The following is a 26540-nucleotide window of genomic DNA, read 5'->3' as shown; positions in this document are numbered from 1 at the left end:
CTAAATTTTAATTTCACAATTTTGAAATCCAAAGGGAGATAAGCTCATCTATTCCTTCCTGTAATTGTTCCCATCCCTCATCTGTCTGAAGAGAAATACCATTATAGAAGTCACAATTTTCCTCAAGTAAAGCAAGATAACTGATCGACGCACTCAACAATGTCGCAATAACGGCAACTTCTCTACAAGGATGACCGGACAACCGGGACACAGCCTCTATAAGCCATACACCTTTGTCTTCTCTCTGTCTCCTCAAATCTTTGATAAATTTATTACCGGACATCAACTCCCATCGATATAACCGACGTAATGTATAATTTCCCCTAAGAACAGCAATCTGACAATGAAACATCTCTTTTATAAAATTCTCCAATCCCTCCCTATCCGGTAAATTCGACTTAAAATTTATCCAAAAATCATACTGTTCGATATAAGCCGCCACAAGTCCGTCTAATGACCCGAAATATCTGTATATAAGCATCTTCGATACTCCGGCTTTGGATGCTACGGCATTTATACCTAATTTCTCGAAACCGGATTCCTCAATCAATTCCTGTATAGCTGACAATAAACGTTGCTCTGTCGCTTTTCTGTTTCTTAAAAGTTCTCTTTCCATATAGTTTAATATAACATTCAGAAACAAATATATGTTACCTATCGGTAACATACAAGTGAATATATAAATAAACCAAGATCAAAAAAATTTTATCCCCATCAAATGCGAATAGTATAAATATATTAAATTACACATATATTATAATTATTATAGATATACCATTTCACATAAAAACCCCATATTATTAACAATGTCAAAGACGAATTTAACATAGCAATTTTTTTAGCAAAAAGAAAAAATAAGATTTCACAAAGCTATACGATGAAAATTTTATGTACATTTAGGTGCTTAATCTTATGTACGGATGCACAAACATGCACGAAGAAGATCTTTGGAATCCTCGTCGTGTGTATGTTTGTGTACCGTTAATTAAGATTAAGCAATTGATTAACCGACGAGGATTCCTTTTTGTTCACGATAAATTCAAAATAAATGGAAACCTTTAATTTCGAACATGAGTTACTCTGCATTCAAGAAAAACTTTTAAATTTTGCCATAGCTTTAACGCATAACCCGACATACGCATGGGACTTAGTACAAGAAACAAATGTTAAAATATTGGAGAACCGTAATAAATTCGAAAGCCATTACTATCCGATTAAAATAGGTTATACTTTTATTAAGAATCTTTTTATTTCAGACAGAAGAAAGATAAAACAACTTCAGGAAAAAGCCATAATTCTCGATCCTCAAGACCAATATAAAATCGAAGGAGGCGAACCTGTTCAAATAAATTATGATTACAACTACATTCTGGAAGTTTTGAATCTTTTAGACAACCAAAGTAGAAAAATAATAAAACTTCTTATTGAAGGAAAACGATATGCCGAAATATCAGAAATTCTAAATATCCCAGAAGGTACGGTAAAAAGTCAAATACATCGTATCCGGGAACAACTTAAACAGTCGTTAGCTGAACTGTTAGAAACAGATACAAAAGAATAAAGAAATTTACAAATTAACAGGAAATAAATTAGGAGAAGATATTTAACCCTAAACTGAATTCAAATATTTTTATATATAAACTCATCAGTATTTGTTGTATTATATAAATATTTGATTACTTCTTTTTCAAATCCAATTAAATACTCTCATACATTACTTATTAAAATGAATAACAAAAAAATTGAGATAAAAGGTATTAATTACCAACGTAAGCAATTTTGAGATGCTTCAATACTTGGTATTCTATATAAACAGAAAATAAATTCATCTCCTATTTTGACTCCTAAAAACAAAAAGCGCTTATAATTTATTGATTATAAGCGCTTTAAAAAAAACAAAGTGGAGCATACAGGACTCGAACCTGCCACCTTTTGACTGCCAGTCAAACGCTCTAGCCAGATGAGCTAATGCCCCCTTTTCTTGATGCAAAGATAGAATCATTTTCGAATAATCACAATATATCACGAAGTTTTTCTATTTTTGCAATATATAAAAACGGGAAATACAGAGTTATTCAAATTTTATGAAAATCTCTTTTGACAGTTCATTCATAGTTAATAAGTCGCATTTCAAATTCTAAAAAATCGAATTTGTTTTACCTCGATCAGCACTAATAATTATAAATAAAAACAATGATCATAATCAATACAACATACCACGCATCTGACAATATAAAAGAAATATTCATCAACTGGATAAAGGAAATATATATTCCGACAGCTTTACAACATGAAGAATTAAGCGAACCTCAGCTTTGTCGTATAATAACAGGAAACGAAAATGAAGGAGAAAATTTCTCACTCCAATTTCACGTAAAAGATACGGCTTCTTTGTCTCGCTGGTATAACGAGACCGGAGATGATCTAGCACATGCTTTGACCGAAAAATTCAAAGATCAAGTCGTAGGGTTTACTACACTTCTCGAAATTATCGAATAATATGCCGAAGGAAAGAATTATTATCGGTATTGATCCCGGAACTACAGTCATGGGGTACGGAGTACTAAAAATAAACGGTAATAAGCCGGAACTTATTACCTTAGGTATCTTGCAGCTTAATAAATTCGATAATCATTATATGAAATTACGTAGGATATTCGAAAGGGTGTTAGGACTGATAGACCAATATCATCCGGATGAGATGGCTATCGAATCGCCTTTTTTCGGAAAGAACGTCCAATCTATGTTAAAGCTCGGAAGAGCACAAGGTGTAGCGATGTCAGCGGCATTATACCGAGATATTCCTATTACAGAATATGCACCTCTGAAAATAAAAATGTCTATCACCGGAAACGGTAACGCCTCTAAAGAACAAGTCGCAGATATGCTAAAACGAATGTTACATATTCCGGAAGAAAACATGCTGCCGCAATTAGATGCCACAGACGGGTTAGCTGCCGCTTTATGTCATTTTTTCCAAACAAATCGCCCGCAAACGGAAAAAGCTTATACAAGTTGGAAAGATTATATTGCAAAAAATCCCTCAAAAATTAAGAAATAAATATTTCTCCGGCACTTTCCTATTTTTTTATAACTTTGTTTTCGCTTAAAAGAATAAAACGTAAGAGAGCAAAAGATCACAAATTCAGAAAAATATGACGATACAAGATGCGCTAAAGCAACGAATATTGATTCTCGATGGTGCAATGGGTACTATGATTCAACGTTATAACCTGTCTGAAAGCGACTATCGAGGAGAACTTTTTACTAACCATCCCGAAGAGCTTAAAGGCAATAATGATATTTTATGTCTCACTCAACCCCAAATCATCAGCGAAATACACGAAGCTTATCTACAAGCCGGATCGGATATCATCGAAACAAATACATTTAATGCAACATCCGTGTCGATGAGCGATTACGGCATGCAGAATCATATACGGGAAATAAATATAAAAGCAGCGCAATTAGCTCGCAAAGCAGCCGATAAATACACGACAGAAGATAAACCTCGTTTTGTTGCCGGATCTATCGGACCGACAAACAAAACCACATCGATGTCTCCGGACGTAAATAATCCTGCATTCAGATCTTTGAGCTACGATGATCTGGTATTTTCTTACCTGGAACAGATAAAAGCTTTGCTCTCCGGCGGGATAGATGCTCTATTGGTCGAAACCGTATTCGACACGTTAAATGCAAAAGCAGCTTTATTTGCCGCTACTGAGGCAATGGAAGAAACCGGAATTCACGTTCCAATCATGGTCTCTGCCACAGTATCCGATTCCGGAGGTCGAACATTGTCGGGACAAACATTAGAAGCTTTTCTCGCATCGATACAACACGCCCCGATTCTTACATTAGGATTAAACTGTTCCTTTGGAGCTCGAGACATGAAACCTTTTTTGAAACAATTATCCGAAATCGCACCGTATTATATCAGTGCTTATCCCAATGCCGGACTACCGAACCGTTTCGGAGAATATGACGAAACTCCCGAAACCATGGCAAATCAAATGAGAGAGTTCGTTGAAGAGAAACTGGTTAACATCATAGGAGGATGTTGCGGTACTACTCCTGCTCATATAAAATTATATAATGAGTTAATCGATGGGAAACAGCCTCATATTCCCATTGATAAACCGAATGTCTTATGGCTTTCCGGATTAGAACGTCTCGAAATAAAGCCGGAAAACAACTTCATCAATGTAGGAGAGAGATGCAATGTTGCCGGCTCTCGTAAATTCCTCCGCCTCATTTCGGAAAAAAATTACGAAGAAGCTTTGGGCATCGCCCGAAAACAAGTAGAAGACGGTGCTCAAATCATCGATATAAACATGGATGATGCCATGCTCGACGCAAAATCGGAAATGATTACATTTCTAAACCTGATTGCTTCCGAGCCGGAAATATCGAAAGTTCCTATTATGATCGATTCATCCAAATGGGAAGTAATAGAGTCAGGACTAAAATGCGTACAGGGTAAATCTATTGTCAATTCGATCAGCCTGAAAGAGGGCGAAACCATATTTCTCGAGCATGCCCGTATGATTAAGAAGCTGGGAGCTGCAATGGTTGTCATGGCATTCGACGAGAATGGACAGGCAGACAGCTTCGACCGCAAGATAGAAATATGTAAACGGGCATACAAACTATTGACCCAAAAAGCAGATATAGATCCAAACGATATTATTTTCGATCCGAATGTATTGGCCGTAGCAACAGGTATAGACGAACACCTGAATTACGGCATCGATTTCATCAAAGCTACGACATGGATCAAGAAGAATCTACCCGGAGCAAAAGTCAGCGGAGGAATCAGCAATCTCTCTTTTTCTTTCCGAGGGAACAACTACATACGAGAAGCAATGCATGCAGCATTTCTTTTTCATGCTGTTAAAGCCGGAATGGATATGGGAATCGTCAATCCCGGAACTTCCGTCACATATACAGACATACCGAAAGAGGTTCTTTCGGTCATCGAGGATGTAATACTGAACCGGAAACCGGACGCTACTGAAAAACTGATAATTCTCGCCGAAGAATTAAAAAATCGGCAAAACGGCAAGACCGTAGAAAAAAAAGATATAAGAGACGAAATGACCTTAGACGAGAGATTGGAATATGCATTAATCAAAGGTATATCCGAAAATCTGGAAACCGATTTGTCCGAAGCCATGCGAATATATGGCAAGGCCGTAAAAGTCATAGACGGTCCGCTTATGAAAGGAATGAACACGGTAGGAGAACTATTTGGTGCCGGGAAAATGTTTTTACCGCAAGTCGTAAAAACAGCTCGTACAATGAAACAAGCGGTAGCCATTCTTAAACCGTTTATCGAAGCTGATAAAGCAGACAAAAGTTCTCCGGAAAAAGCCGGCAAGTTCTTACTGGCAACAGTTAAAGGTGATGTTCATGACATCGGGAAAAATATCGTAGGAGTCGTTTTGGCGTGCAACAACTATGAAGTTATCGATTTAGGGGTTATGGTTCCTACCGAAAAAATCATAAAAACCGCCATCGAAGAAAAAGTGGACATCGTCTGCTTAAGCGGGCTTATTACTCCATCTCTCGAAGAGATGTGTCACGTAGCTGAAGAAATGGAGAAAGCAGGGATGACAATTCCTCTCATGATCGGTGGAGCAACGACTTCAAAAATACATACTGCCGTAAAAATAGCCCCTCATTACAGCGGTCCGGTGATTCACGTGAAAGACGCTTCTCAAAATCCTCTGATCGCAGCACAACTGGCAAACAGCGAAACCCGAAAAATTTTCTTGGAACAACTAAAAAAGGAACAAGAAAAACTCAGAGAATCTATTCAAGAAAAAATACTTCTCACTCCGTTAAGCAACGCGAGAAATCATAAAATCAAAATAGAGTGGGAAAAATATAATCCGGTAAAGCCGTTATTGACCGGACAGGTTCAAGAACTGCATTTTTCAATTAAAGAAATTCGCCCTTACATCAATTGGATATTCTTTTTCAATGCATGGAAATTAGGAGGGAAATTCGCATCTATCGCATTCATAAACGGATGTGACCACTGCAAGGCATCTTGGCTTACCCAATTTCCGGAGCAAGAAAGAGCAAAGGCTGCCGAAGCGATGCAATTATATAAAGAGGCTTCCCGAATGCTCGACAAACTGATCGAAGACCAAACTGAAACGGATATTTTGGTCGGAATATTCGAGGCAAATTCTCAAAATGAGTCTATATATATTCAGAAAGAAGGCGTATCGCACATCATACCTTGCTTGCGACAGCAAGTACAAAAAAAAGGAAGCGAAGCCTGCTATTATTCGCTTTCAGATTTCATCATGCCAGCAGACACCCAAAAGACAGATTACATTGGAGTCTTTACAGTAACGGCAGGAAAAGAAATCGAGAACCGGATCGAATACTACAAACAGCAAGATGATAATTATAATGCCCTTTTACTGCAATCTCTCTCTGACCGCATCGCCGAAGCTGCAACCGAGCTTCTACATTATCGGGTGCGAAAAGAGATATGGGGATATTCACCGAATGAGACCGCAACGGTAGAAAACTTGCTGAAAGAACATTATCAAGGAATTCGTCCGGCAATCGGCTATCCATCTCTTCCCGACCAATCGCTTGCTTTCGACATCGACAAGCTGCTCGGATTCGACCGAATCGATGTTTCATTAACCGAAAACGGTGCAATGAAGCCGAACTCTACGGTCTCAGGAATTATGATAGCTCATCCGCAATCTGCTTATTTCCATATCGGACAAATCGATATGGAACAACGGGCCGAATATTGTAAAAAAAGAAATTTTTCGATAGAAGATTCTTATAAATGGCTTTCTGTATAAAAAATGTACATAGAAAATAAAGTATCCGACTCTGAATCGAAACAGTATCATTTCCCCGATATTTATTTTCAAGATATAACGGAGATACATAATAATAAAGAATTTTCCGTTAAAAGGAAATATGCCGGCTTATATACCGTCTTTATCAATATAATCGAAGAAAAGACGCAAAATTGTCGCATCAGCTTCTCCGGTGTATTTCCAAGAATGACCTATATTTGTAAAAATTATGATTTTTCGGATACAGAAATATATCATCTCAACAAATTCCGCATTCATTGTAACCGGATAAGACAAAATCGGGATATTCCTTCATACGAGGATTATTTATATGACCTGAAAAGCTTGTCCGATTTCATTGCAAAAATATACGGGAGACCGATTCCCGAAAACTTAAAAGAATGCCTTCCTCATGCAACCCGGTCAATCACATCTGCAGACTATGCACCCGATATTAATATAAGAATCACCGTTTCGTCTTGGGATAAAGATTTCATCACAGGCTACACCGAAGATGATAATTCGGTTTTCGTAAAAATAGATTATCACAAATATGCTCAAAATAACGATCTCGACTACATAACCGATTTGTTAGCCGAGAATACACAATTATATCTGTTGAACACGAAAATCGAAAAAAACGGGATTTTTTGTCCGGAACAAATCATTTACGAACCGGACTATCTACTCGAGATCTCCACAATAGCCCGTTGCTGGAAAGAATATGGTGATCATCCCTGCAATTATCTGTTGGAAAAAATATCGCCTGCCCGAAACACCTCGGCTATGCTCTTAGGAAATCTGGCCGGACAATTTCTCGATGAAACCATCAATACACAAGATCTGCATGAGAACAGTTATAATAACTCGATCAAACGCTTCTTCATTAAGTCTGCACTAAAAATAATCACGTGCGAGGAAAGTCTGAAAGATTTTCATCATCAGGCAAAAGAACAGATGAAAAATATCCGGAATTTCGTTGAAAAAATTTTTCCCGAAATTCATAACATCGAACGGGACAAGCTCATTCTCGAACCGTCTTTTATCTGCAAAGAACTGGGTATTCAAGGACGTGTAGACCTTTTACAGGATAATTACAAAATTTTGATGGAACAAAAGTCAGGTAAAAGAGATATTTATACCAACAGGCATAAAGAAGAACATTATATCCAGATGTTACTATACCGTTTGCTGCTCTCTTATAATTTCAACATCAAAAATAAAGATTCGGAACAATATCTGTTATATTCGAAGTATCCCGACGGACTGATGCTCGAAAGTTCTTCCGACCCCAACCTCATGAGGAAAATTTTAAGACTAAGAAACCGTATAGTCAAATATGAAATGCTCTACGCAGAAGGTGCAATAAAAAATATTCTCGAAAATCTGACTCCGGAAGAGCTAAATATAAATGCAAAAACAAACGTGCTCTGGAAAAAATTCCAGCTTCCTCATATCCGGCAAATATTAAGTATATATCAAAACGCATCAGATCTCGAAAAATGCTATTTTGCAAGACTTTTTACCTTTATCTCTAAAGAGCATCTTCTTGCAAAAACCGGGAATTCAAGCAAAAACAGAGGGTTCTCAGGAATATGGAGATGCGAAGTAGCAGAAAAGGAATCTACCGGGGATATTTTAACAGGACTTGATCTTGTAAATAAAGAAGAGTCAGGAATATACGGAGGGTATGATACGATTACATTTTCCGTCCCGTCACAAGAAGATGATTTACTGCCTAACTTCAGAAATGGCGATATAGTATTACTCTATTCATATCCGGAGGGAGATATCCCCAATGCCTGTAAAGCGAAAATATTACGAGGAACTATCAAGAATATATGTTATACAGAGGTAACCGTCAGACTGCAATCTCCTCAAAAAAATACTTGTATCTTCCCGGAAAACCAAAAATGGGCGATAGAACACGACTTTTGGGAATCTTCATATACTTCGATTTATCAAGCCCTATTTGCCTTTTTATCGGCAGATAAAAAAAGAAAAGAGTTATTATTGAATTTACGTTTGCCGACAAAAGATTCTACAAAAAAACTAAATGGAAATTACAACACCGAAAATGTATTTCTCAACGATGTAATATTGAAAGCCAAACAAGCCAATGACTACTTTTTGCTAATAGGACCTCCCGGTACAGGAAAAACATCGTATGCTTTGGTTGCAATGGTGAAAGAAGCCCTCTCCGAATCGTCTTCGATACTACTGTCGGCTTATACCAACCGGGCAGTAGATGAAATCTGTGACAAGATGGATAAACACAAGATCCAATATATCAGAATCGGTTCGGAATTATCTTGTGACGAACGTTTTAGAAAAAATCTGTTGGATGAGAAAATACGATTAAATCCGAATGCGGATATTGTTCGCAAAGTAATTCAGGAGACCCGGGTGTTCGTAGGAACGATAACCAGCATATCGGGAAAACTCAACTTATTCGGCATCAAACATTTCGATCTGGCTATTATCGATGAAGCATCTCAAATTCTCGAACCGAATTTACTCGGAATACTATGTGCCAGACATAAGAATCAAACAGCCATAGATAAATTTATCTTCATCGGAGACCACAAACAACTGCCCGCTGTGGTTCAACAATCCGAAAGAGAGTCTATCGTATCAGAACCAGAATTGATAAAGATAGGAATGAGCGATTGTCGTAATTCTCTATTCGAACGGCTGATTAACATACAAAAGAAAAACGGTTCGGAAGATTTCATACACATGTTGTTTAAACAAGGGCGCATGCATCCGGAAATTTCATCTTTCTCAAATGAAATTTTCTATGAAAAAAAGTTGAAACCCATTCCTTTAAAACATCAATTAGAAATACTTCATTGTCCTTCTTACGACAAATCTGACGGCTTACAAAATCTTATCGCCTCTCACCGATTGGCATTTATCGTATCAAAAGGAGACAAGAACCCCATATCCGATAAAACGAACAAAGATGAAGCCATACGTATATCGGCTTTATTAAAAACAATTTATACAATAAACAAAAATAATTTCAACCCTCAAACCGTAGGGGTAATCGTTCCTTATCGCAATCAGATCGCTCTGATACGAAAAGAAATAAAACAACTAAATATCCCAGCATTGTCGGATATCACGATCGACACAGTAGAACGGTATCAAGGCAGCGAACGAGATTTTATTATTTACGGATTTACCGTACAAAAAATTTACCAGCTCGAATTTCTCACCGGAAATGTATTCAAAGATAATGGTCAGACTATAGACAGGAAGTTGAATGTCGTATTGACCCGTGCCCGTAAACAGCTGTTCTTGATAGGCAATCCGCAAATACTCTCATACAATATCATTTTTCAGAAACTCATTAAGTTTATCGACAACAGACAAGGGGTATGCGACATACCTACCGAATATTTCATACAAGGCAAATTCTCTTGCTCTCCAACAGATAAAACATCTGTGCCCGATTCAAGACAAAAACTTAACGTTTAAGAAGCAAAAAATCAAAACATTTTTTTTCATATTTTGTTATTATTGTATCGTCATTAACAACACAGAATATGATAAAGAAAATAACCTGTCTTATTGGCATCAGTTTTTATTTTATAACCGTTTTTTCCGAAACGAATCAAGTCTCACAAATCATTTCCCGTTTAAACCAAATAGAACATTACCGGGGAGAAGCCTTATTCCGCGTTACATTACCGATGACCGATGAAGAGGTAGAATACAAACTCTCTCTTCAATATCAGAAAAACCCGGCAGATACCTTATACGGATATTCTTATTTCATAGATCTCACATCAGAAAGCAATCCGGCAATAAACGGAGATTTCATCTATTACGACTCCGGAAACTATTACAATTTCAGCAATCACAGATTGCGAGAATATCATGCGGAAGAAGATCCTGCACCTTTCTATGATAAAATGAACAATAAAAGCGAATTGCCGGGAATACATCGTTCAGGATTATTTATAGAAGAATTTCCTATGGAAATAGCATCTCGATTGCAAAAAAGTCTCAACAATCCGGAAAACCGCCTTCAAACATACTCCGATACATTGATAAATAATCGTAAATGCAATGCTTTGTATATAGACGAGTATATCAACGGGGAAACAATTCGATCATCGGTCTACATATTCGATTCTGAGTCTGGCACTCCGATATTTAAGGAAATAGAAAATAATCCCGGACATTTAGGATCTCAAACAGTCACCGTCAAATACATATCATCAGATATAAAAACACCTTTTCCGAACAATTTTTTTTCAGAAGAGAATTTCATAAAACAGAAAGGCAATATTATCGCACCGTTCCGAAGCAACTATTTTAAAGCCCAAAACCTAGCAGGTAAAACTGCTCCCAACTTTTCGCTCCCACTACTGAATAATGAGAAAAGATTCGATTTGTCGGAATATGAAGACCGAACTCTGATACTTGCATTTGTCGATACTACAAGTAGTTTCTGCAAAAAGACATTGGATTGCGCAAAATATTTCTCTGATAATAAAAGCCTCCTATGGATTACTTTATTATCTGAAAAAAATTCGGATGATCTGATAAAATATCAAGAAGAAAACGTACTGCCCGGAATCGTTATCTGTGATGCTCAAAATATAGCAGCCCAATACGGTATAGCAAACTATCCTACTCTATTCGTCATCTCTCCCGAAAAAAGAATTATTGGGGTACAAATAGGATATGATCCCGATATGGTCCAAAATTTACAACAAATATTAGAAACAAATATAAAAGATTAAACGGAATATTTCTTTTATTTGTTATTTCAAAATAAACAATAGTATAATCACAATTTAAAATTAAAAATTATGGCTCAAATAAAATTTAAAGGGAATCCCGTTTCTACCAACGGAGAATTACCCAAAGTAGGAAGTAAAGCACCTTGCTTCAGTTTGGTAAAATCAGATTTAAGTGAATTAAGTTGTTGCGACCTGAAAGGGAAACGACTGGTTCTTAATATTTTCCCAAGTCTGGATACGAGCGTCTGTGCAACATCGGTTCGCAAATTCAATAAACTTGCAGCCGATATGGATAATACGCTTGTAATAGCAATATCTAAAGACCTGCCTTTTGCTCAAAGCCGGTTCTGCACGACAGAAGGGATAGAAAACGTGATCCCGGCTTCGGCATTCAGAGCCTCGGATTTTTCTCAACAATATGGTATAGAAATGGTAGACGGACCGTTAGCCGGACTATTAGCCCGGGCGGTAGTAGTAATAGACGAAAACTTCAATGTCATATACGAAGAACTCGTTCCGGAAATTACTCAAGAACCGAATTATGATGCTGTCATAGCAGCTCTAAAAAATAAAAAGTCCGGGAAATAACAATAACGCTTTTTGAGAGCTAAAATAACGGATATAATAAAATCTCCTTATTGCAGTTTTTAACAGGAACTCAATAAGGAGATTTTATTTTTCAAGTCTGTTTAAATTTTCCGATAAGAAAAAAACAATTCAGGATCACGCCGAGATGAAAAATTCTTAAACAAATAATCGGTAAACGGTGTTTCAAACACTCTTGCCTGATTAGGACATTCCTTAACACAAGCACAACACTTGATACACGACTCCGGATCACTTACAATTTCATCTTGCAATTCAATAGACTGTGTAGGGCATATTTCGATACAATATCCGCATTGTGTGCAAAGTTCTGAAATCGTAACCGGAGTTTGAGGTGTTTTATTTCCTTTTACCTTATATGGGAAATTTCCCTTTACTTGTAAATCAATAAACTCCCCCGACCAATCATTTAAAAAAGCTGCTGTTTTCGAACCGAATGCAAAAGCCGTATCTATATCCGCTTTATCCGGGCGTCCTTCAGCAACCGGACGATCCGGACGGCTGTACGAATGTTCTCCGATAAATGCTCCTCCCGACACCGGAATGAAACCTTGCTCTTTTGCAATATCCCGTAACTCTATCAATGCATCTTCATAATCTCTATTTCCGTAAACAACGGCAACCACGGCCGGAATATTATTACCTCGTATCGAACGCAAGCGTTCTACAGCCGTTTCGGCAACTCGCCCTCCATATACAGGAACAGAAATGACAGCAACGCCCTCCTCTATTAAAATATTCTTTACAGGTTTCTCATACGTAATATCCAACTCTTTATGTTCACAAGTACCCATTCCCTCGGCAATAGCATCTGCAATTCTCAAAGATGTATGTGTCGGAGAGAAAAAAATAGTATGTACGACCGATATTTTCATAAGCTATATATTTCTTTTATTTTCTGATTAATACCAAATTGTGGCGATCAATTTACGAGGGCCTCCATAATCTCTGAACTCACACAGATATATTCCTTGCCATATTCCTAAAGCCAACTTTTTATTGCGAATAGGAACGGTCAGTGACACCCCTATCACAGAAGATTTCAAATGAGCGGGCATATCGTCGCTTCCTTCCAATACATGCGTATAATAGGACTGATTCTCCGGAATTAAATGATTGAACGATCGCTCAAAATCTGTACGAACCGAAGGATCGGCATTCTCATTTATAGTCAATCCTGCAGAAGTATGCTGTATGAACAAATTCAACAGCCCTTCTTCCGGCAATTCCGGAAGTTCCTTTTCTACCAATGAAGTAATCAGATGAAAACCTCGTCTGAAAGCAGGAAGACAAAAAGAATTTTGCTTTACCATAACATAATATATTAATTATTTCGTTCCAGCTCACGCAAGTTATCGATTCTTTTCTTTTCCAAGAAATCGTATATTCCTCCTAAGTGTTCTATAACTCGCTTATTCCCGAATTCATATACTTTATCCACCAAACCATTTAAAAAATCACGGTCATGAGAAACGACAATCAATGTGCCGTCAAATTCTTTAAGAGCTGTTTTAAGAATATCTTTTGTTTTTAAATCCAAATGATTCGTCGGCTCGTCTAAGATCAACAGATTCACAGATTCTAACAATAACTTAATCATTGCCAAACGGGTACGCTCACCGCCGGAAAGCACTTTTACCTTTTTGGCAGAATTCTCACCGCCGAACATAAATGCACCCAATATATCTTTTATCTTTGTTCGTATATCCCCTTTGGCAACATCATCTATCGTTTGAAAAACTGTGAGTTCCTCATCCAATAGAGAAGCTTGATTTTGGGCAAAATAACCGATCATTACATTATGCCCGAGAGTTAGTGTTCCATCAAACTTCGTCTCTCCCATTATACATTTGACCAAAGTCGATTTCCCTTCACCGTTTTTCCCGACAAATGCAACTTTCTCTCCCCTTTCGATAGTCAACGTAGCTTTCGAAAATACAGTATGGTTACCGTATGATTTCGAAACATCCTCTATAATTACCGGATAATTACCCGAACGGGGAGAAGGAGGGAAACGTAATTTCAGAGCAGAGGTATCTTCTTCATCGACTTCGACCAGTTCGAGTTTTTCTAACATCTTCACACGAGATTGCACTTGCAAAGTTTTGGAATAAGTCCCTTTGAAACGTTCGATAAACTCTTTTGTTTCAGCAATCATTTTTTGCTGATCTTCATAAGCTTTCTGCTGTTGTTCTCGCCGTTCTTTCCGCAACTCGAGATATTTCGAATAATTTACCTTATAATCATAAATACGCCCCATAGTTACTTCTATTGTCCGAGTAGTAATGTTATCTACAAAAGCCCGGTCGTGAGATATTACGATTACTGCTTTCGCATTCGAAACAAGAAAATTCTCCAACCATTGTATCGACTCGATATCCAAATGATTGGTAGGCTCGTCGAGCAACAGAATGTCCGGACGCTTCAGCAACAACTTAGCTAACTCGATACGCATGCGCCAACCTCCGCTGAACTCAGAAGTGGATTTGGAAAAATCGGATCGATTAAAACCTAATCCCAACAATACTTTTTCAACATCTTCTTCATAATTGGTCGCATCTACCGAATAAAATTTTTCACTCAATAAAGAAACATCTTCTATCAGCTTATAATACTCCTCAGACTCATAATCGGTACGAGTAGCCAATTCATTATTAAGTCGCTCTATCTCTTTTTCCATCTCAAAAAGATGAGAAAAGGCCTGCGATGTCTCTTCAAATACAGTTCGCTTGTTATCAGTCATCAAATGCTGGGGAAGATATGCAATTACCGTATCTTTAGGTACTGAAATACTTCCACGGGAAGGTGTCCTCACCCCTGCCAGAATTTTCAACAAAGTGGACTTTCCCGCACCATTTTTTCCCATTAAAGCAATGCGATCTTTTTCATTAACTACAAACGAGACATCTTGAAAAAGTGTCGTGCCTCCAAATTCTACGGTCAGCCCGTCAACAGAAATCATATATTTATTGTTATATTAAAATGCAAAGATACTATAACTCTTTAAATAAAAAGATCGAAAATTCCTTGCTTTCGGATTAAAATACAAAAAGCGAATGTCGATATTCAACCTCACGAAATAAAAAAATTAATTAAAACCAATACAGTAAAGCCCAAATTATTTCGTACTATAAAGAAAATATCTATCTTTGCCAGTGTTTTAGTAGCATATTTCAAGATAAATATATAAACAGATAACAAAATGAAAAAAATAAGAGCAGCTATCGTAGGATACGGTAATATCGGGAAATACGTTTTGGAAGCTTTACAAGCTGCACCAGACTTTGAAATAGCAGGTATCGTTCGCCGAGATGCAAACAACGTTCCGGACGAACTAAGAGAATATCCTGTTGTCGAAGGCATAGAAAACCTTCAAGACGTTGCAGTCGCAATTCTGTGTACTCCAACCCGTAAAGTCGAAGATTTTGCAATCAAAGCTTTATCCTTAGGTATCAATACTGTAGACAGTTTCGACATTCATACACAAATCGCAGATTTACGCAGCCGACTCGACGCTATCGCCAAAAAACATAACTCCGTATCGATTACAGCAGCAGGATGGGATCCGGGCAGTGACTCGATCGTCCGTGCTTTAATGGAAGCTTGTGCTCCTAAAGGCATCACTTATACAAACTTTGGCCCCGGAATGAGCATGGGACACACTGTTGCCGTAAAAGCCGTAGAAGGCGTAAAAGCCGCATTATCTATGACAATTCCTCTCGGAACAGGAATCCACCGACGAATGGTATATATCGAATTGAAAGACGGTTACAAATTCGAAGAAGTTGCTAAAGCTATCAAAAACGATGCCTATTTTATAAATGACGAAACGCACGTCATGCAAGTAGAAGACGTCAATGCACTTCTCGATATGGGACATGGAGTACACATGACCCGTAAAGGTGTATCGGGAACTACCCAAAACCAGCTTTTCGAATTCAATATGAAAATCAATAATCCGGCTTTGACCGCACAAAATCTGGTCGGTGTAGCCCGAGCTTCATTACTTCAACAACCGGGATGCTATACTATGATCGAAATACCTGTTATCGATATGCTTTACGGTGACAGAGAAACTTTGATCAAACATCTTGTGTAAGAAATAAGGAAATATCATCAAGTCATCTTTGCTTTTTTCAAATCTGACTTGTATAAATTTATACGGGTACTAAAATATAAATTCTTACGAAAATATTCTTACCTTTGTGCCTTGTCAATAAAATAGATATTGACAAGGCTTTTTTTACAAAATCAAACACAAACGATCAGATGTTAGATGTTGTCACTTGGACTGTCGATCCGGCAATCTTTACTATTTTTACAAGAGAAATACGTTGGTACGGATTATTTTTTGCCATCGGTTTTCTGTTAGGATACCAAATCGAAGATAAAATATTCAAGCATGACAATGCCCCTGCCGGATGGTGCGATAAAATCTTTATCTATGTAGTCATCGCGACAGTCATAGGTTCACGGCTCGGACATTGCCTTTTCTACGGATGGGAATATTACTCAGCCCATCCATTAGATATTTTTAAAATATGGGAAGGCGGACTTGCCAGTCATGGCGGTGCAATCGGTATCATTATAGCTTTATTGATCTATTCCAAGCGAGTAACTCATCGCAATCCGTTATGGGCATTCGACCGTCTCGTAATTCCGGTTGCCCTTGTCGGTGCGCTTATACGTACGGGAAATCTGATGAATCATGAAATCTTTGGTCACCCGACCGATCTGCCGTGGGGATTCCGGTTTATTGAAAACCTTCATCAATGGCACTATTTAGGTGCAGAACCGATTTTCACTGCTCCATCCCACCCTACTCAAATATATGAAGCAATATGTTATATTATTGTCTTTATTTTATTGATGTATATGTATTGGAAACGGAATGCGGGAGACCGTCCGGGACTTATCTTCGGAGTGTTTTTAATCGGAATTTTCCTGTCCAGATTCTGTATCGAGTTTTTGAAAAACAATCAAGAAGATTTTGAAGAAAATATGATACTCAATATGGGACAGTTATTGAGCATTCCATTTGTTTTAGCCGGTATCTATTTGGCTATCAGAGCTATGAAACAACCAATTGTTTCCGGCCGTATTGAAAATATTAAGCCTAAACAGAAATAGAATATGAACAATTTTTTCAAGAAATACGATAAGCCTTTGTTTATCGTATTATTTTTAGTGTGTCTTTTACCACAGGTCACTCCTGCAATCGCATTATTTATAGGATTAGCGTTCGCTTTGACATTAGGACAACCCTATCCCAAATTCAGCAAAAAAACATCTAAATATTTATTACAGTTTTCGGTTGTCGGGTTAGGTTTCGGGATGAACCTTCATGAGTCATTACAGGCAGGGAAAGAAGGCATGATTTTTACTATCGTTTCGGTAGCATCGGTTATGATCATCGGATTTTTGATCGGAAAATGGTTGCACGTAAATAAGAAAACCTCTTATTTAATTTCTTCCGGAACTGCAATATGCGGAGGTAGTGCCATCGCTGCAGTAGCTCCGGTGCTTCGTGCAGATGACAATCAAATGTCGGTGTCTTTAGGAACAATATTTATCCTCAATGCTATCGCCCTTTTTATTTTTCCTCCGATAGGACACTTGTTAAACATGACTCAAGAACAATTCGGACTTTGGGCGGCAATAGCCATACATGATACGAGTTCTGTTGTCGGTGCAGGAGCAGCATACGGGCAAAAAGCCCTTGAAGTCGCCACTATGGTAAAGCTTACCCGAGCTCTCTGGATAATACCGTTAGCATTTGTTACGACTTTTATTTTCAAAGAAAAATCGAATAAGGTATCTATTCCTTGGTTTATTCTCTTTTTCGTATTAGCCATGATCGCTAATACTTATCTGTCCATTCCCGAGAATATCAGCGGCAGTATAGTATGGGCAGCCAAGAAAGGTCTGACTGTCACACTATTTCTTATCGGAGCGGGATTGTCTCGTCAAGTATTAAAACATGTAGGTATAAAACCACTTGTGCAGGGAGTTATGTTGTGGATATTTATAGGGCTGATGAGTCTTACCGTCGTATTATATATTTAGATTCTGTCGCTAATTCAACATTAAAGACATACATGGAACGGGGCAAGATTTATTAGAAAATATTCTCTCAACAAGTTTTGCCGGTGAAAATATAAAACCGACATTGTCGCATTGAAAGGGCTTTTTCTTACAAAAGCCCTTTTCTAATATATAAGTTGCCGTGTTCGAAGGTATCTGTTCATCCCTAAGAGAAATAGTCATATCAATTTCCGGATATGCCGCGGCATAATACTGCAAAATCATAGAAGCGTCGATAATCCTCATCATACCGAAAGGAGTCCCTTCTTCATGCGAAACCGGAATGATCGAAACAATTTCATGTCGGGGATAGAGAGATTCTATTTCGAAAAGCAGCTTTTTTTTCATTTCATCATTATCATACATCCACTCTTTTATCCAAACCTTTCCGGAATCCGGAACGACTAAGGCCAATCCTCCTATATGCCCTCTATCTCCGGAAACCGCAAATACTTTTCCACCCGCAAGATATAAATCTGCAAGAATAATCTGGAAATCTTGAAAAGAATGTTGAATACAACACGGTCTTTTTTCCATAGAAATCATAAAATAAGCATATAGTTCTTCTTCAGAATAACTATGAGACAAAGGGTATTTTTTGATAGGGGTAACTTCATAATTCTTCATACAAGAATAGAAAACCGTCCCGTAACCGAGTCTTCTATAAAAATCGAAAAGCCATGATTCTGCCGGAATCAGTGTAGAGAAATGAATATCTCTCGATCTCATTACTCTAAAAGCTTCTGTCAACAAATCTTTCATCAGTCCCCGCCCTCTTGCTTCCGGCCAAGTCGAAGCTCCGGAAATATAAGAGATACGAAGTTCTCTCCCCCAACAAGTCATCGAATAGGGCAACATCTGTAAAGCCGACAGTACTTTCCCGTTTTCAATATGCACAAGAGTGTTTTCTTCTGTGTACTTCGTAGAAAAGTAGAGCCGGACAAACGCTTCAGAATCATTGAAACATTCTTGCCATAAATCGACGACTTGCTGTTTATCAATCATAAAAAATTATTTTTATACATGATGAAGAATTGCAACATTTTTCTCTAATAAGATAGTCGGATGATAAGATAATTTGGCTTTTCTCAATCCGGGAATACCTAAATCTTCTTCTCGGTTAATATAAATATATTGTTCTGGAATATGTTGAGCAAATTCTTGATTAATCACGGCATAAGCTCCTTCAATATCCGTATCGGCTTTTTCAACATGTACCCCGAAAGTATCATGGGTTATAGGCGCACCAAAAGTGAATGCCACGATCTCACCTCCTACCCAAATAGCTCCTCCCATAATACCTAGTTCTTCGAAATGTTGCAGTGCATAAGTCATTGAACGGCGCTCATTCAACAAATCTTCATTATCTGAACAATTATTCTCTTTACACCACTTTGTTTCCAATTCGAGGCACTGCGGAATTATATCCAATGTAAGAGGGGTATAACGATAATTATCGTACTCTTGCCGGAATCGATTAATATGATTTCTTTTCGGCTGATATTTCTTACCGACTAAATACGCTAAATCGGAACGTAAATAGATATAATCGAAATAATCTCGTTCAGGGATAAAACGAAACTTGCCAGGGAGAATTTTTTCAAGCTGATTTTTAGCTTCCGGAGTTATTCCCAACAAACAAAGTGTATGTCCCATAGAACGGGCGTCATCGTCTAATAAATTTATCATTTTTTCCAACGATCCGTTCCCCAACGGTATCATATATGCAGGACGGCGATCTTCTATATAAAAGCGTATCAACAACGTGTCGTCAATAATGGCATACTCGCTATCATACAAAAAACGCCAACTGCACATATTAGCAAAAGAAAAATCACAATTCCGGGAATTACTGGATAACGTATATGTTGTTATTTCTTTCTTATCGGACAAAGTAATCGGTTTAAAAGGTATCATCTGTTTCTCTTTACTTATTATTCATACGTTTTTTTAATAACACGAATTTATGATGAATTGTTGAATCGCAACAAAAGCCCGTTCAAATTTTATAGAAAATTATTAACGAGCCACCCGATTCCAAATGATGCACAATGCCTCTCATCTCCTCTCTATCATGTTAAAATACGATTAAATAATTTGGAATCTTTTGAAAACCAATTTTATCCTATCCCTAATAAAATAGATCGAACAGCCTTTTTTAATCAACATAAAAAAGATCTGACATAATCGTGTCGGAAATAAAAAGGCCCTTCCGGGTAAGGCGTAAATGCTTCCCTGACATAATCAAATTGCCGGATTGGATATGAATCAAGGCTTGTTGTAAACAGTACATATAACGGTCATTTCCATACAAAAACTTGACTTTGTCCAGATCAAGTCCCCACATTGTCCGTAAAGAAGTCAGGACAAAATCATTATACAGATCATCAAAAGACAATTGTTCTAAAGTATATGCCATATTTCCCGATTCTATTTTATCGCAATACTGCCTCAAATCGGGCACATTCCATGAGCGAGTATAACCGTTATAGCTATGAGCTGAAGCCCCGATACCTAAATAAGGTACATTTTGCCAATATGCAGTATTATGACGCGAATAGCGTCCGGGCAAGGCAAAATTAGAAATCTCATAATGTTCGAAACCCTCTTGCTCCAACATATCGATTAATAATCCGAACATTTGTAAAGCAAGCTCTTCGTCACATTCCCGCACTTTTCCCTTTCTCAATAATGTTGAAAGCCCCGTTCCCTCCTCATAAATCAAATTATATGCCGATATATGAGGGATTTTCAAGGCTATAGCCTTTTTTACATTTTGTTCCCAAGACTCCAATGTCTGGCCCGGCAAACCATATATCAAATCGACACTCAAATTTTCGAACCCGGCATCTTGACACAATTTTACTGCATTAACAGCTTGCAAAGAGGTATGCCTCCGATTTAAAAAAAGAAGGTCTGAATCCTTAAAACTCTGAATTCCCATACTAATCCGGTTCACCGGCAATGACACAAGCCCTCCGACATAATCTTTTGTAAGATCATCCGGATTAACTTCGATAGTAACTTCTTTACATTGTCCCCAATCAATACCGATTAAACTATCGAACAAAGAGTCTAATTCTGAAATACACAACTGTGACGGTGTTCCGCCACCTAAATAAACCGTATCGATATTTACATTTCCCAATTCCGTACACCGGCCTTGCCATTCTCTACTTAATGCCCGAATATACCTCTCTTTCTGAGACATATCGATACTGGAATAAAAATCACAGTAAATACAACGTTTTTTACAAAAAGGAATATGTATATAGAGTCCTGCCATAATTATAAACAAAGATAATATTTTTCAGAAGTTAAAGAACAAAAATGATCAGTGTTCAAAAACACTGTTTTCTAACACAGTGCGGCAGATTGCTTTTTTCATTTTAATTATATAATTTGCGAACGCTCTGTGAAAAATTCACAGGGAAATCACTGATTGTCTCACCTTAAATCATGACCGTTATGAAAGTATATCAGTCTCATGAGATTAAAAACATCGCCCTATTGGGTAGTAAAGGATCTGGGAAAACCACACTTGCAGAAGCTATGCTTTTCGAGTGTGGGGTTATAAAACGTAGAGGAACCGTAGATGCTCAAAACACGGTTTCAGACTATTTCCCGGTGGAACGAGAGTATGGTTATTCTGTGTTTTCCACCGTTTTTTATGCCGAATTTTTAGGGAAAAAACTCAATGTCATCGACTGTCCGGGGTCTGATGATTTCGTTGGAAGCGCTATTACTGCTCTCAACGTTACCGATACCGGTGTAATTGTTATTGACTCTCAATACGGTGTTGAAGTCGGTACTCAAAACATATTTCGATATACCGAGACTTTGCATAAACCGGTAATCTTCGCGATGAATCAATTAGATGGAGAAAAAGCCGATTACGACAACACCATAGAACAACTCCGAGAATCTTTCGGAAACAAAATAGTACAAATACAATATCCGATTTCCTGCGGGGCGTCATTCAACGCAATGATAGATGTTCTGAAAATGAAAATGTATAAATGGAAACCGGAAGGCGGAACTCCTGAAGTTCTGGAGATTCCTGCCGAAGAAAAAGAAAAGGCAGCAGACCTGCATCAGAAACTAATAGAAGCTGCAGCCGAAAATGATGAAGGACTCATGGAAAAATTCTTTGACCAAGGAATCTTGACCGAAGATGAAATGCGTGAGGGTATTCGGAAAGGTCTAATTACCCGTAGTATGTTTCCGGTATTTTGTGTCAGTGCATTAAGAGACATGGGAGTGCGCCGAATGATGGAATTTCTCGGAAACGTAGTCCCGTTTGTAAGTGAAATGCCCAAACCGGTCACAACTGATGGTATTGAAGTAGCTCCCGATGCGAAAGGCCCCACAAGTTTATATTTTTTCAAAACAACAGTAGAACCCCATATCGGTGAAGTCTCTTACTTTAAAGTAATGTCCGGTACTATAAAGGAAGGAGACGACCTGCAAAATATCAATCGCGGGACAAAAGAACGTATCGCCCAAATGTTCTGCGTATGCGGACAAATAAGAACAAAAATAGAAGAACTGGTTGCCGGAGATATCGGTGCGACAGTCAAACTAAAAGATGTACGCACAGGAAATACACTCGATGATAAAAATTGCGAGTATGTATTTGACTTCGTAAAATACCCAGATCCGAAATTCCAAAGAGCCATAAAACCGGTTAATGAAGCTGATGCCGAAAAACTAAGTGAAATTCTTACCCGAATGCACGAAGAAGATCCGACTTGGATTATAGAACAATCTAAAGAACTGAAACAAACTATAGTTTCGGGACAGGGAGAATTTCATTTAAGAACTTTAAAGTGGCGTATTGAAAATAACGACAAAATAGCTGTCGAATATAAAGAGCCGAAAATTCCTTATCGTGAAACGATTACTAAAGCTGCCCGAGCAGATTATCGTCACAAAAAACAATCGGGTGGAGCTGGACAATTCGGAGAAGTACATTTAATTATAGAACCTTATTACGACGGGATGCCTGCTCCGGAAAGCTACCGTTTCAATAATCAAGAATATAAGATGAATGTACGGGATACTCAAGTAATCGATCTTGAATGGGGAGGTAAACTCGTATTTGTTAATTGTATTGTAGGCGGTGCTATCGATGCACGTTTTCTACCAGCTATATTAAAAGGACTAATGGACCGTATGGAACAAGGGCCTCTAACCGGCTCTTATGCCCGCGATGTCAGAGTATGTGTTTATGACGGAAAAATGCACCCTGTAGATTCTAATGAGATTTCATTCCGTTTAGCCGGAAGAAATGCGTTCAGCGAAGCATTCAAAAATGCCGGACCTAAAATTCTAGAACCTATATATGATGTTGAAGTTTTAGTTCCATCGGATAAAATGGGTGACGTCATGAGTGATTTGCAAGGACGCCGGGCAATCATCATGGGAATGTCGAGTGAAAAAGGTTTTGAAAAAATCAGTGCCAAAGTACCTTTAAAAGAAATGGCATCTTACTCTACTTCACTGAGTTCTATTACCGGAGGTCGTTCATCTTTCACAATGAAATATTCATCATATGAATTAGTTCCGTCCGACATTCAAGAAAAATTGCTGAAAGCATATGAGGCCTCACAAGGTACAGAATAATGATATTGAAAATTCAAACAGTGATATTGTTAAATATTAATAAAAAGTCGTCAATAGCTTGACGACTTTTTGTTTGTAAACATTTATATGTTAAATTCGCACTGAAATGTTAAACAGAGAATTCCTAAAAAAATTCATTATTCTGTTAAACAAAAAGCGAACAAGGTTGTTTATCTAATAAAAATGTTGAAAATATTGGGGAATGAAGGGCAAAATTCAAAAAAAATTACTGAATCAAGCTCTATAAAAAATAATTTACCGGATAAACGATTATGAAGAAATCGACAATATGGTTATTGGCAGCAATTATGGCACTTACCTTTATCGGGTTGCTCTATATGCAGATCAGCTATATGGAAAATATGGTGAGGATGAGGAACGAGCAATTTTCCGAAGCGGTAAAACGCAGCCTATACGATGTGTCGACAACTTTAGAACAAGATGAAACAAAACGTTATTTGGCCGAAGATATTGAGGAAACGCAGAAGCGTCTGCTCTCATTCGAACGGGGTACTAGTAAAACTTTAGGTAAAGATGTAATTTCAACACACCACCAGTTTTCTATTGTTTCTCCTGACGGCACAGTATCAAATTTCAGCTTTAAAGAACTGACGAGCACGATAATGATGCAACCTAAAGTTTCAGTTACTCCTAAAGAGGACAATAACTCGATAACTAAAACATACAGAGGGATGCAAGAGATGCTGAAAGGACAGTATCTTTATCAAAAGGGATTATTGGATGAGGTAATACTTAACATTTTAAGTACAGCCAGCAATAAACCGATTATGGAGCGGGTCGATGCAAGAAAGATCGAAAATTATCTGAAATCGGAATTGCAAAATAACGGATTGAACATCCCATTTCAATATGCAATTATCAATAAAAACGGAAAAACGGTTTATAATACTCCAGAATATGCGCCCCAAAAAGAATCGGCATTATTCACTCAGATTCTTTTTCCGAACGATCCGCCGAACCGACTTAATTATTTGAAAGTATACTTTCCGACAAAAAGCGATTATATTTTCAGTTCGATACGGTTCATGATCCCCTCTTTTGCTTTTACGATGGTAATGTTGATTACTTTTATTTTTACTATCGTAACAGCATTCCGGCAAAAGAAATTGACTGAAATGAAAAATGATTTCATCAATAATATGACTCATGAATTTAAAACTCCGATTTCTACGATTTCTTTAGCTGCACAAATGCTGAAAGATCCGGCAGTAGCTAAAAGTCCTCAGATGTTTCAACATATATCGGGTGTTATAAACGATGAAACGAAAAGGCTTCGTTTTCAGGTAGAGAAAGTTCTACAAATGTCTATGTTCGAAAGACAAAAAACTATGATGAAACTCAATACGGTAGATGTCAACGGCATTATTACCAGCGTAATGAGCACATTCAAACTGAAAGTTGAAAAATACGGGGGTACGATAGAAGCCGATCTCGAAGCTGAAGATGCATGGGTAAAAGTAGATGAAATGCATTTTACGAATGTAATTTTCAATCTATTGGACAATGCAGTAAAATATGCACGGGAGGATGTTCCGTTGTCTTTATTCATACGAACCCGTATTTTAGACAACGATAAGGTCGAAATATCGATTCAAGACAATGGAATAGGTATTAAAAAAGAAGACCTGAAAAAGATATTCGAAAAATTCTACCGTGTCTCGACCGGAAATGTGCATAATGTCAAAGGATTCGGTTTAGGGCTGGCATATGTGCATAAGATCATACACGATCTGAACGGAACAATCCGTGCAGAAAGCGAACTGAATGTAGGAACAAAATTTATAATTATATTACCTCTAATAAAAAACAAATAATTATGGAAGAAAGATTGCGTATATTACTGTGCGAAGATGATGAAAATCTTGGCATGTTGTTAAGAGAATATTTGCAAGCAAAAGGTTATGCAGCGGATCTTTTCTCAGATGGAGAAAGCGGATATAAAGCCTTTTTAAAAGGTAAATACGATTTATGTGTACTGGACGTAATGATGCCTAAAAAAGACGGTTTCACTCTCGCTCAAGAGATTCGTACCATAAACAGCGAAGTACCTATTATTTTCTTGACTGCTAAATCGTTAAAAGAAGATATTCTCGAAGGATTCAAAATCGGTGCAGACGACTATATTACCAAACCTTTCAGTATGGAAGAGCTGGTATTCAGAATTGAAGCTATCTTGCGCCGGGTAAAAGGGAAAAAAGGAAAAGAAGTTACTATGTACAAAATCGGAAACTTTACATTCGATACTCAGAAACAAGTTTTGTCTATCGGTGATAAAGTAACCAAACTGACGACAAAAGAATCAGAATTACTAAGTCTTTTGTGCGCTCATGTAAATGAGATTTTGGAACGTAATTTTGCATTGAAAACAATATGGATCGATGACAATTATTTCAATGCCCGCAGTATGGATGTTTACATCACTAAATTACGTAAACACCTGAAAGATGATCCTTCGATCGAAATTATCAATATCCACGGTAAAGGGTATAAACTCATTGCTCCGGAAATTGAAGTCAAGACTAAATAAGGAAAGTTTTATATCAACAATTTAATTAAGGGGCTGTCCAAAAAGTCGGATAGCCCCTTTTGCTATTGTTTATTTCGGTAA

The 26540-nt window shown here is 37.6% G+C and carries 20 protein-coding genes and 1 tRNA gene; 13 read left to right on the top strand and 8 right to left on the bottom strand.

Annotation, left to right across the window (positions count from 1 at the left end):
- Positions 1–13: 13 nt before the first annotated feature.
- Complete coding sequence (locus tag AC0UMU_RS09630; protein WP_022390703.1) at positions 14–616, bottom strand: TetR/AcrR family transcriptional regulator; 603 nt, start codon at positions 614–616, stop codon at positions 14–16.
- 432 nt (positions 617–1048) lie between these two features.
- Between AC0UMU_RS09630 and AC0UMU_RS09625 the strand changes: the two genes are divergently transcribed.
- Positions 1049–1561, top strand: coding sequence for an RNA polymerase sigma factor (locus AC0UMU_RS09625; RefSeq protein ID WP_009316702.1), 513 nt, complete (start codon positions 1049–1051; stop codon positions 1559–1561).
- 340 nt (positions 1562–1901) lie between these two features.
- Here the strand turns inward: AC0UMU_RS09625 and AC0UMU_RS09620 are convergent.
- Positions 1902–1975: transfer RNA gene (locus AC0UMU_RS09620), tRNA-Ala, on the bottom strand.
- 218 nt (positions 1976–2193) lie between these two features.
- On the opposite strand from AC0UMU_RS09620, the gene AC0UMU_RS09615 reads away from it, so the two are divergent.
- From AC0UMU_RS09615 to tpx, 6 genes are all read left to right on the top strand, one after another.
- The gene (locus AC0UMU_RS09615; RefSeq protein WP_009316701.1) at positions 2194–2499 is read left to right on the top strand and encodes a DUF4286 family protein; all 306 of its coding nucleotides are present in this window, start codon (positions 2194–2196) and stop codon (positions 2497–2499) included.
- A gap of 1 nt (position 2500) precedes the next feature.
- The gene (gene ruvC / locus AC0UMU_RS09610; protein WP_009316700.1) at positions 2501–3061 is read left to right on the top strand and encodes a crossover junction endodeoxyribonuclease RuvC; all 561 of its coding nucleotides are present in this window, start codon (positions 2501–2503) and stop codon (positions 3059–3061) included.
- 82 nt (positions 3062–3143) lie between these two features.
- Positions 3144–6839 (top strand): methionine synthase, encoded by a 3696-nt coding sequence (gene metH, locus AC0UMU_RS09605; RefSeq protein ID WP_278715694.1) that lies wholly within the window; start codon positions 3144–3146, stop codon positions 6837–6839.
- A gap of 3 nt (positions 6840–6842) precedes the next feature.
- Complete coding sequence (locus AC0UMU_RS09600; protein WP_278715688.1) at positions 6843–10322, top strand: AAA domain-containing protein; 3480 nt, start codon at positions 6843–6845, stop codon at positions 10320–10322.
- A 68-nt stretch (positions 10323–10390) separates the two neighbouring features.
- Positions 10391–11596, top strand: coding sequence for a peroxiredoxin family protein (locus AC0UMU_RS09595; protein ID WP_278715690.1), 1206 nt, complete (start codon positions 10391–10393; stop codon positions 11594–11596).
- Between the two features lie 69 nt (positions 11597–11665).
- Complete coding sequence (tpx, locus tag AC0UMU_RS09590; RefSeq protein ID WP_022390709.1) at positions 11666–12184, top strand: thiol peroxidase; 519 nt, start codon at positions 11666–11668, stop codon at positions 12182–12184.
- Positions 12185–12285: 101 nt separating this feature from the next.
- On the opposite strand, the gene AC0UMU_RS09585 is transcribed toward tpx, so the two are convergent.
- From AC0UMU_RS09585 to AC0UMU_RS09575, 3 genes are read right to left on the bottom strand one after another with little or no spacing between them, the layout of a single operon-like run.
- Complete coding sequence (locus AC0UMU_RS09585; protein WP_022390710.1) at positions 12286–13077, bottom strand: 4Fe-4S binding protein; 792 nt, start codon at positions 13075–13077, stop codon at positions 12286–12288.
- A 27-nt stretch (positions 13078–13104) separates the two neighbouring features.
- Positions 13105–13515, bottom strand: a complete 411-nt coding sequence (locus AC0UMU_RS09580; RefSeq protein WP_009317145.1) for a secondary thiamine-phosphate synthase enzyme YjbQ — start codon at positions 13513–13515, stop codon at positions 13105–13107.
- Between the two features lie 11 nt (positions 13516–13526).
- Entirely contained in the window at positions 13527–15164 is a 1638-nt protein-coding gene (locus AC0UMU_RS09575; RefSeq protein WP_009317146.1) for an ABC-F family ATP-binding cassette domain-containing protein, read from the bottom strand.
- Positions 15165–15404: 240 nt separating this feature from the next.
- Between AC0UMU_RS09575 and AC0UMU_RS09570 the strand changes: the two genes are divergently transcribed.
- From AC0UMU_RS09570 to AC0UMU_RS09560, 3 genes are all read left to right on the top strand, one after another.
- Entirely contained in the window at positions 15405–16301 is an 897-nt protein-coding gene (locus AC0UMU_RS09570; protein WP_022599588.1) for a diaminopimelate dehydrogenase, read from the top strand.
- Positions 16302–16471: 170 nt separating this feature from the next.
- Positions 16472–17332 carry a prolipoprotein diacylglyceryl transferase gene (lgt, locus tag AC0UMU_RS09565; protein WP_009317148.1) on the top strand — a complete coding sequence of 287 codons (861 nt, stop codon included), beginning with the start codon at positions 16472–16474 and terminating at the stop codon, positions 17330–17332.
- A 3-nt stretch (positions 17333–17335) separates the two neighbouring features.
- Entirely contained in the window at positions 17336–18268 is a 933-nt protein-coding gene (locus tag AC0UMU_RS09560; protein WP_009317149.1) for a YeiH family protein, read from the top strand.
- Positions 18269–18277: 9 nt separating this feature from the next.
- Here AC0UMU_RS09560 and AC0UMU_RS09555 read toward each other — a convergent pair whose 3' ends face one another.
- The 3 genes from AC0UMU_RS09555 to hemW form a co-directional block, all read right to left on the bottom strand.
- A complete protein-coding gene (locus AC0UMU_RS09555) occupies positions 18278–19291 on the bottom strand; it encodes a GNAT family N-acetyltransferase (protein WP_278715733.1) in 1014 nt (337 codons plus the stop codon).
- A 12-nt stretch (positions 19292–19303) separates the two neighbouring features.
- Positions 19304–20203 (bottom strand): DUF2156 domain-containing protein, encoded by a 900-nt coding sequence (locus tag AC0UMU_RS09550; protein WP_022599592.1) that lies wholly within the window; start codon positions 20201–20203, stop codon positions 19304–19306.
- A gap of 241 nt (positions 20204–20444) precedes the next feature.
- The gene (hemW, locus tag AC0UMU_RS09545) at positions 20445–21572 is read right to left on the bottom strand and encodes a radical SAM family heme chaperone HemW (RefSeq protein WP_009317152.1); all 1128 of its coding nucleotides are present in this window, start codon (positions 21570–21572) and stop codon (positions 20445–20447) included.
- 182 nt (positions 21573–21754) lie between these two features.
- On the opposite strand from hemW, the gene AC0UMU_RS09540 reads away from it, so the two are divergent.
- The 3 genes from AC0UMU_RS09540 to rprY all read left to right on the top strand — a co-directional run bounded on the left by AC0UMU_RS09540 (position 21755) and on the right by rprY (position 26459).
- Positions 21755–23911, top strand: coding sequence for an elongation factor G2 (locus AC0UMU_RS09540; RefSeq protein ID WP_009317153.1), 2157 nt, complete (start codon positions 21755–21757; stop codon positions 23909–23911).
- Positions 23912–24183: 272 nt separating this feature from the next.
- On the top strand, positions 24184–25746 hold the full coding sequence (locus AC0UMU_RS09535; protein ID WP_009317154.1) for a sensor histidine kinase: 1563 nt from the start codon (positions 24184–24186) through the stop codon (positions 25744–25746).
- Positions 25747–25748: 2 nt separating this feature from the next.
- Positions 25749–26459 carry a response regulator transcription factor RprY gene (gene rprY, locus AC0UMU_RS09530; RefSeq protein WP_009317155.1) on the top strand — a complete coding sequence of 237 codons (711 nt, stop codon included), beginning with the start codon at positions 25749–25751 and terminating at the stop codon, positions 26457–26459.
- The last annotated feature ends 81 nt before the right edge of the window (positions 26460–26540 follow it).

The organism is Coprobacter fastidiosus (assembly GCF_982245605.1).
Note: the sequence above shows the minus strand (reverse complement) of the source record. Positions and strands in the feature narration are given on the sequence as shown.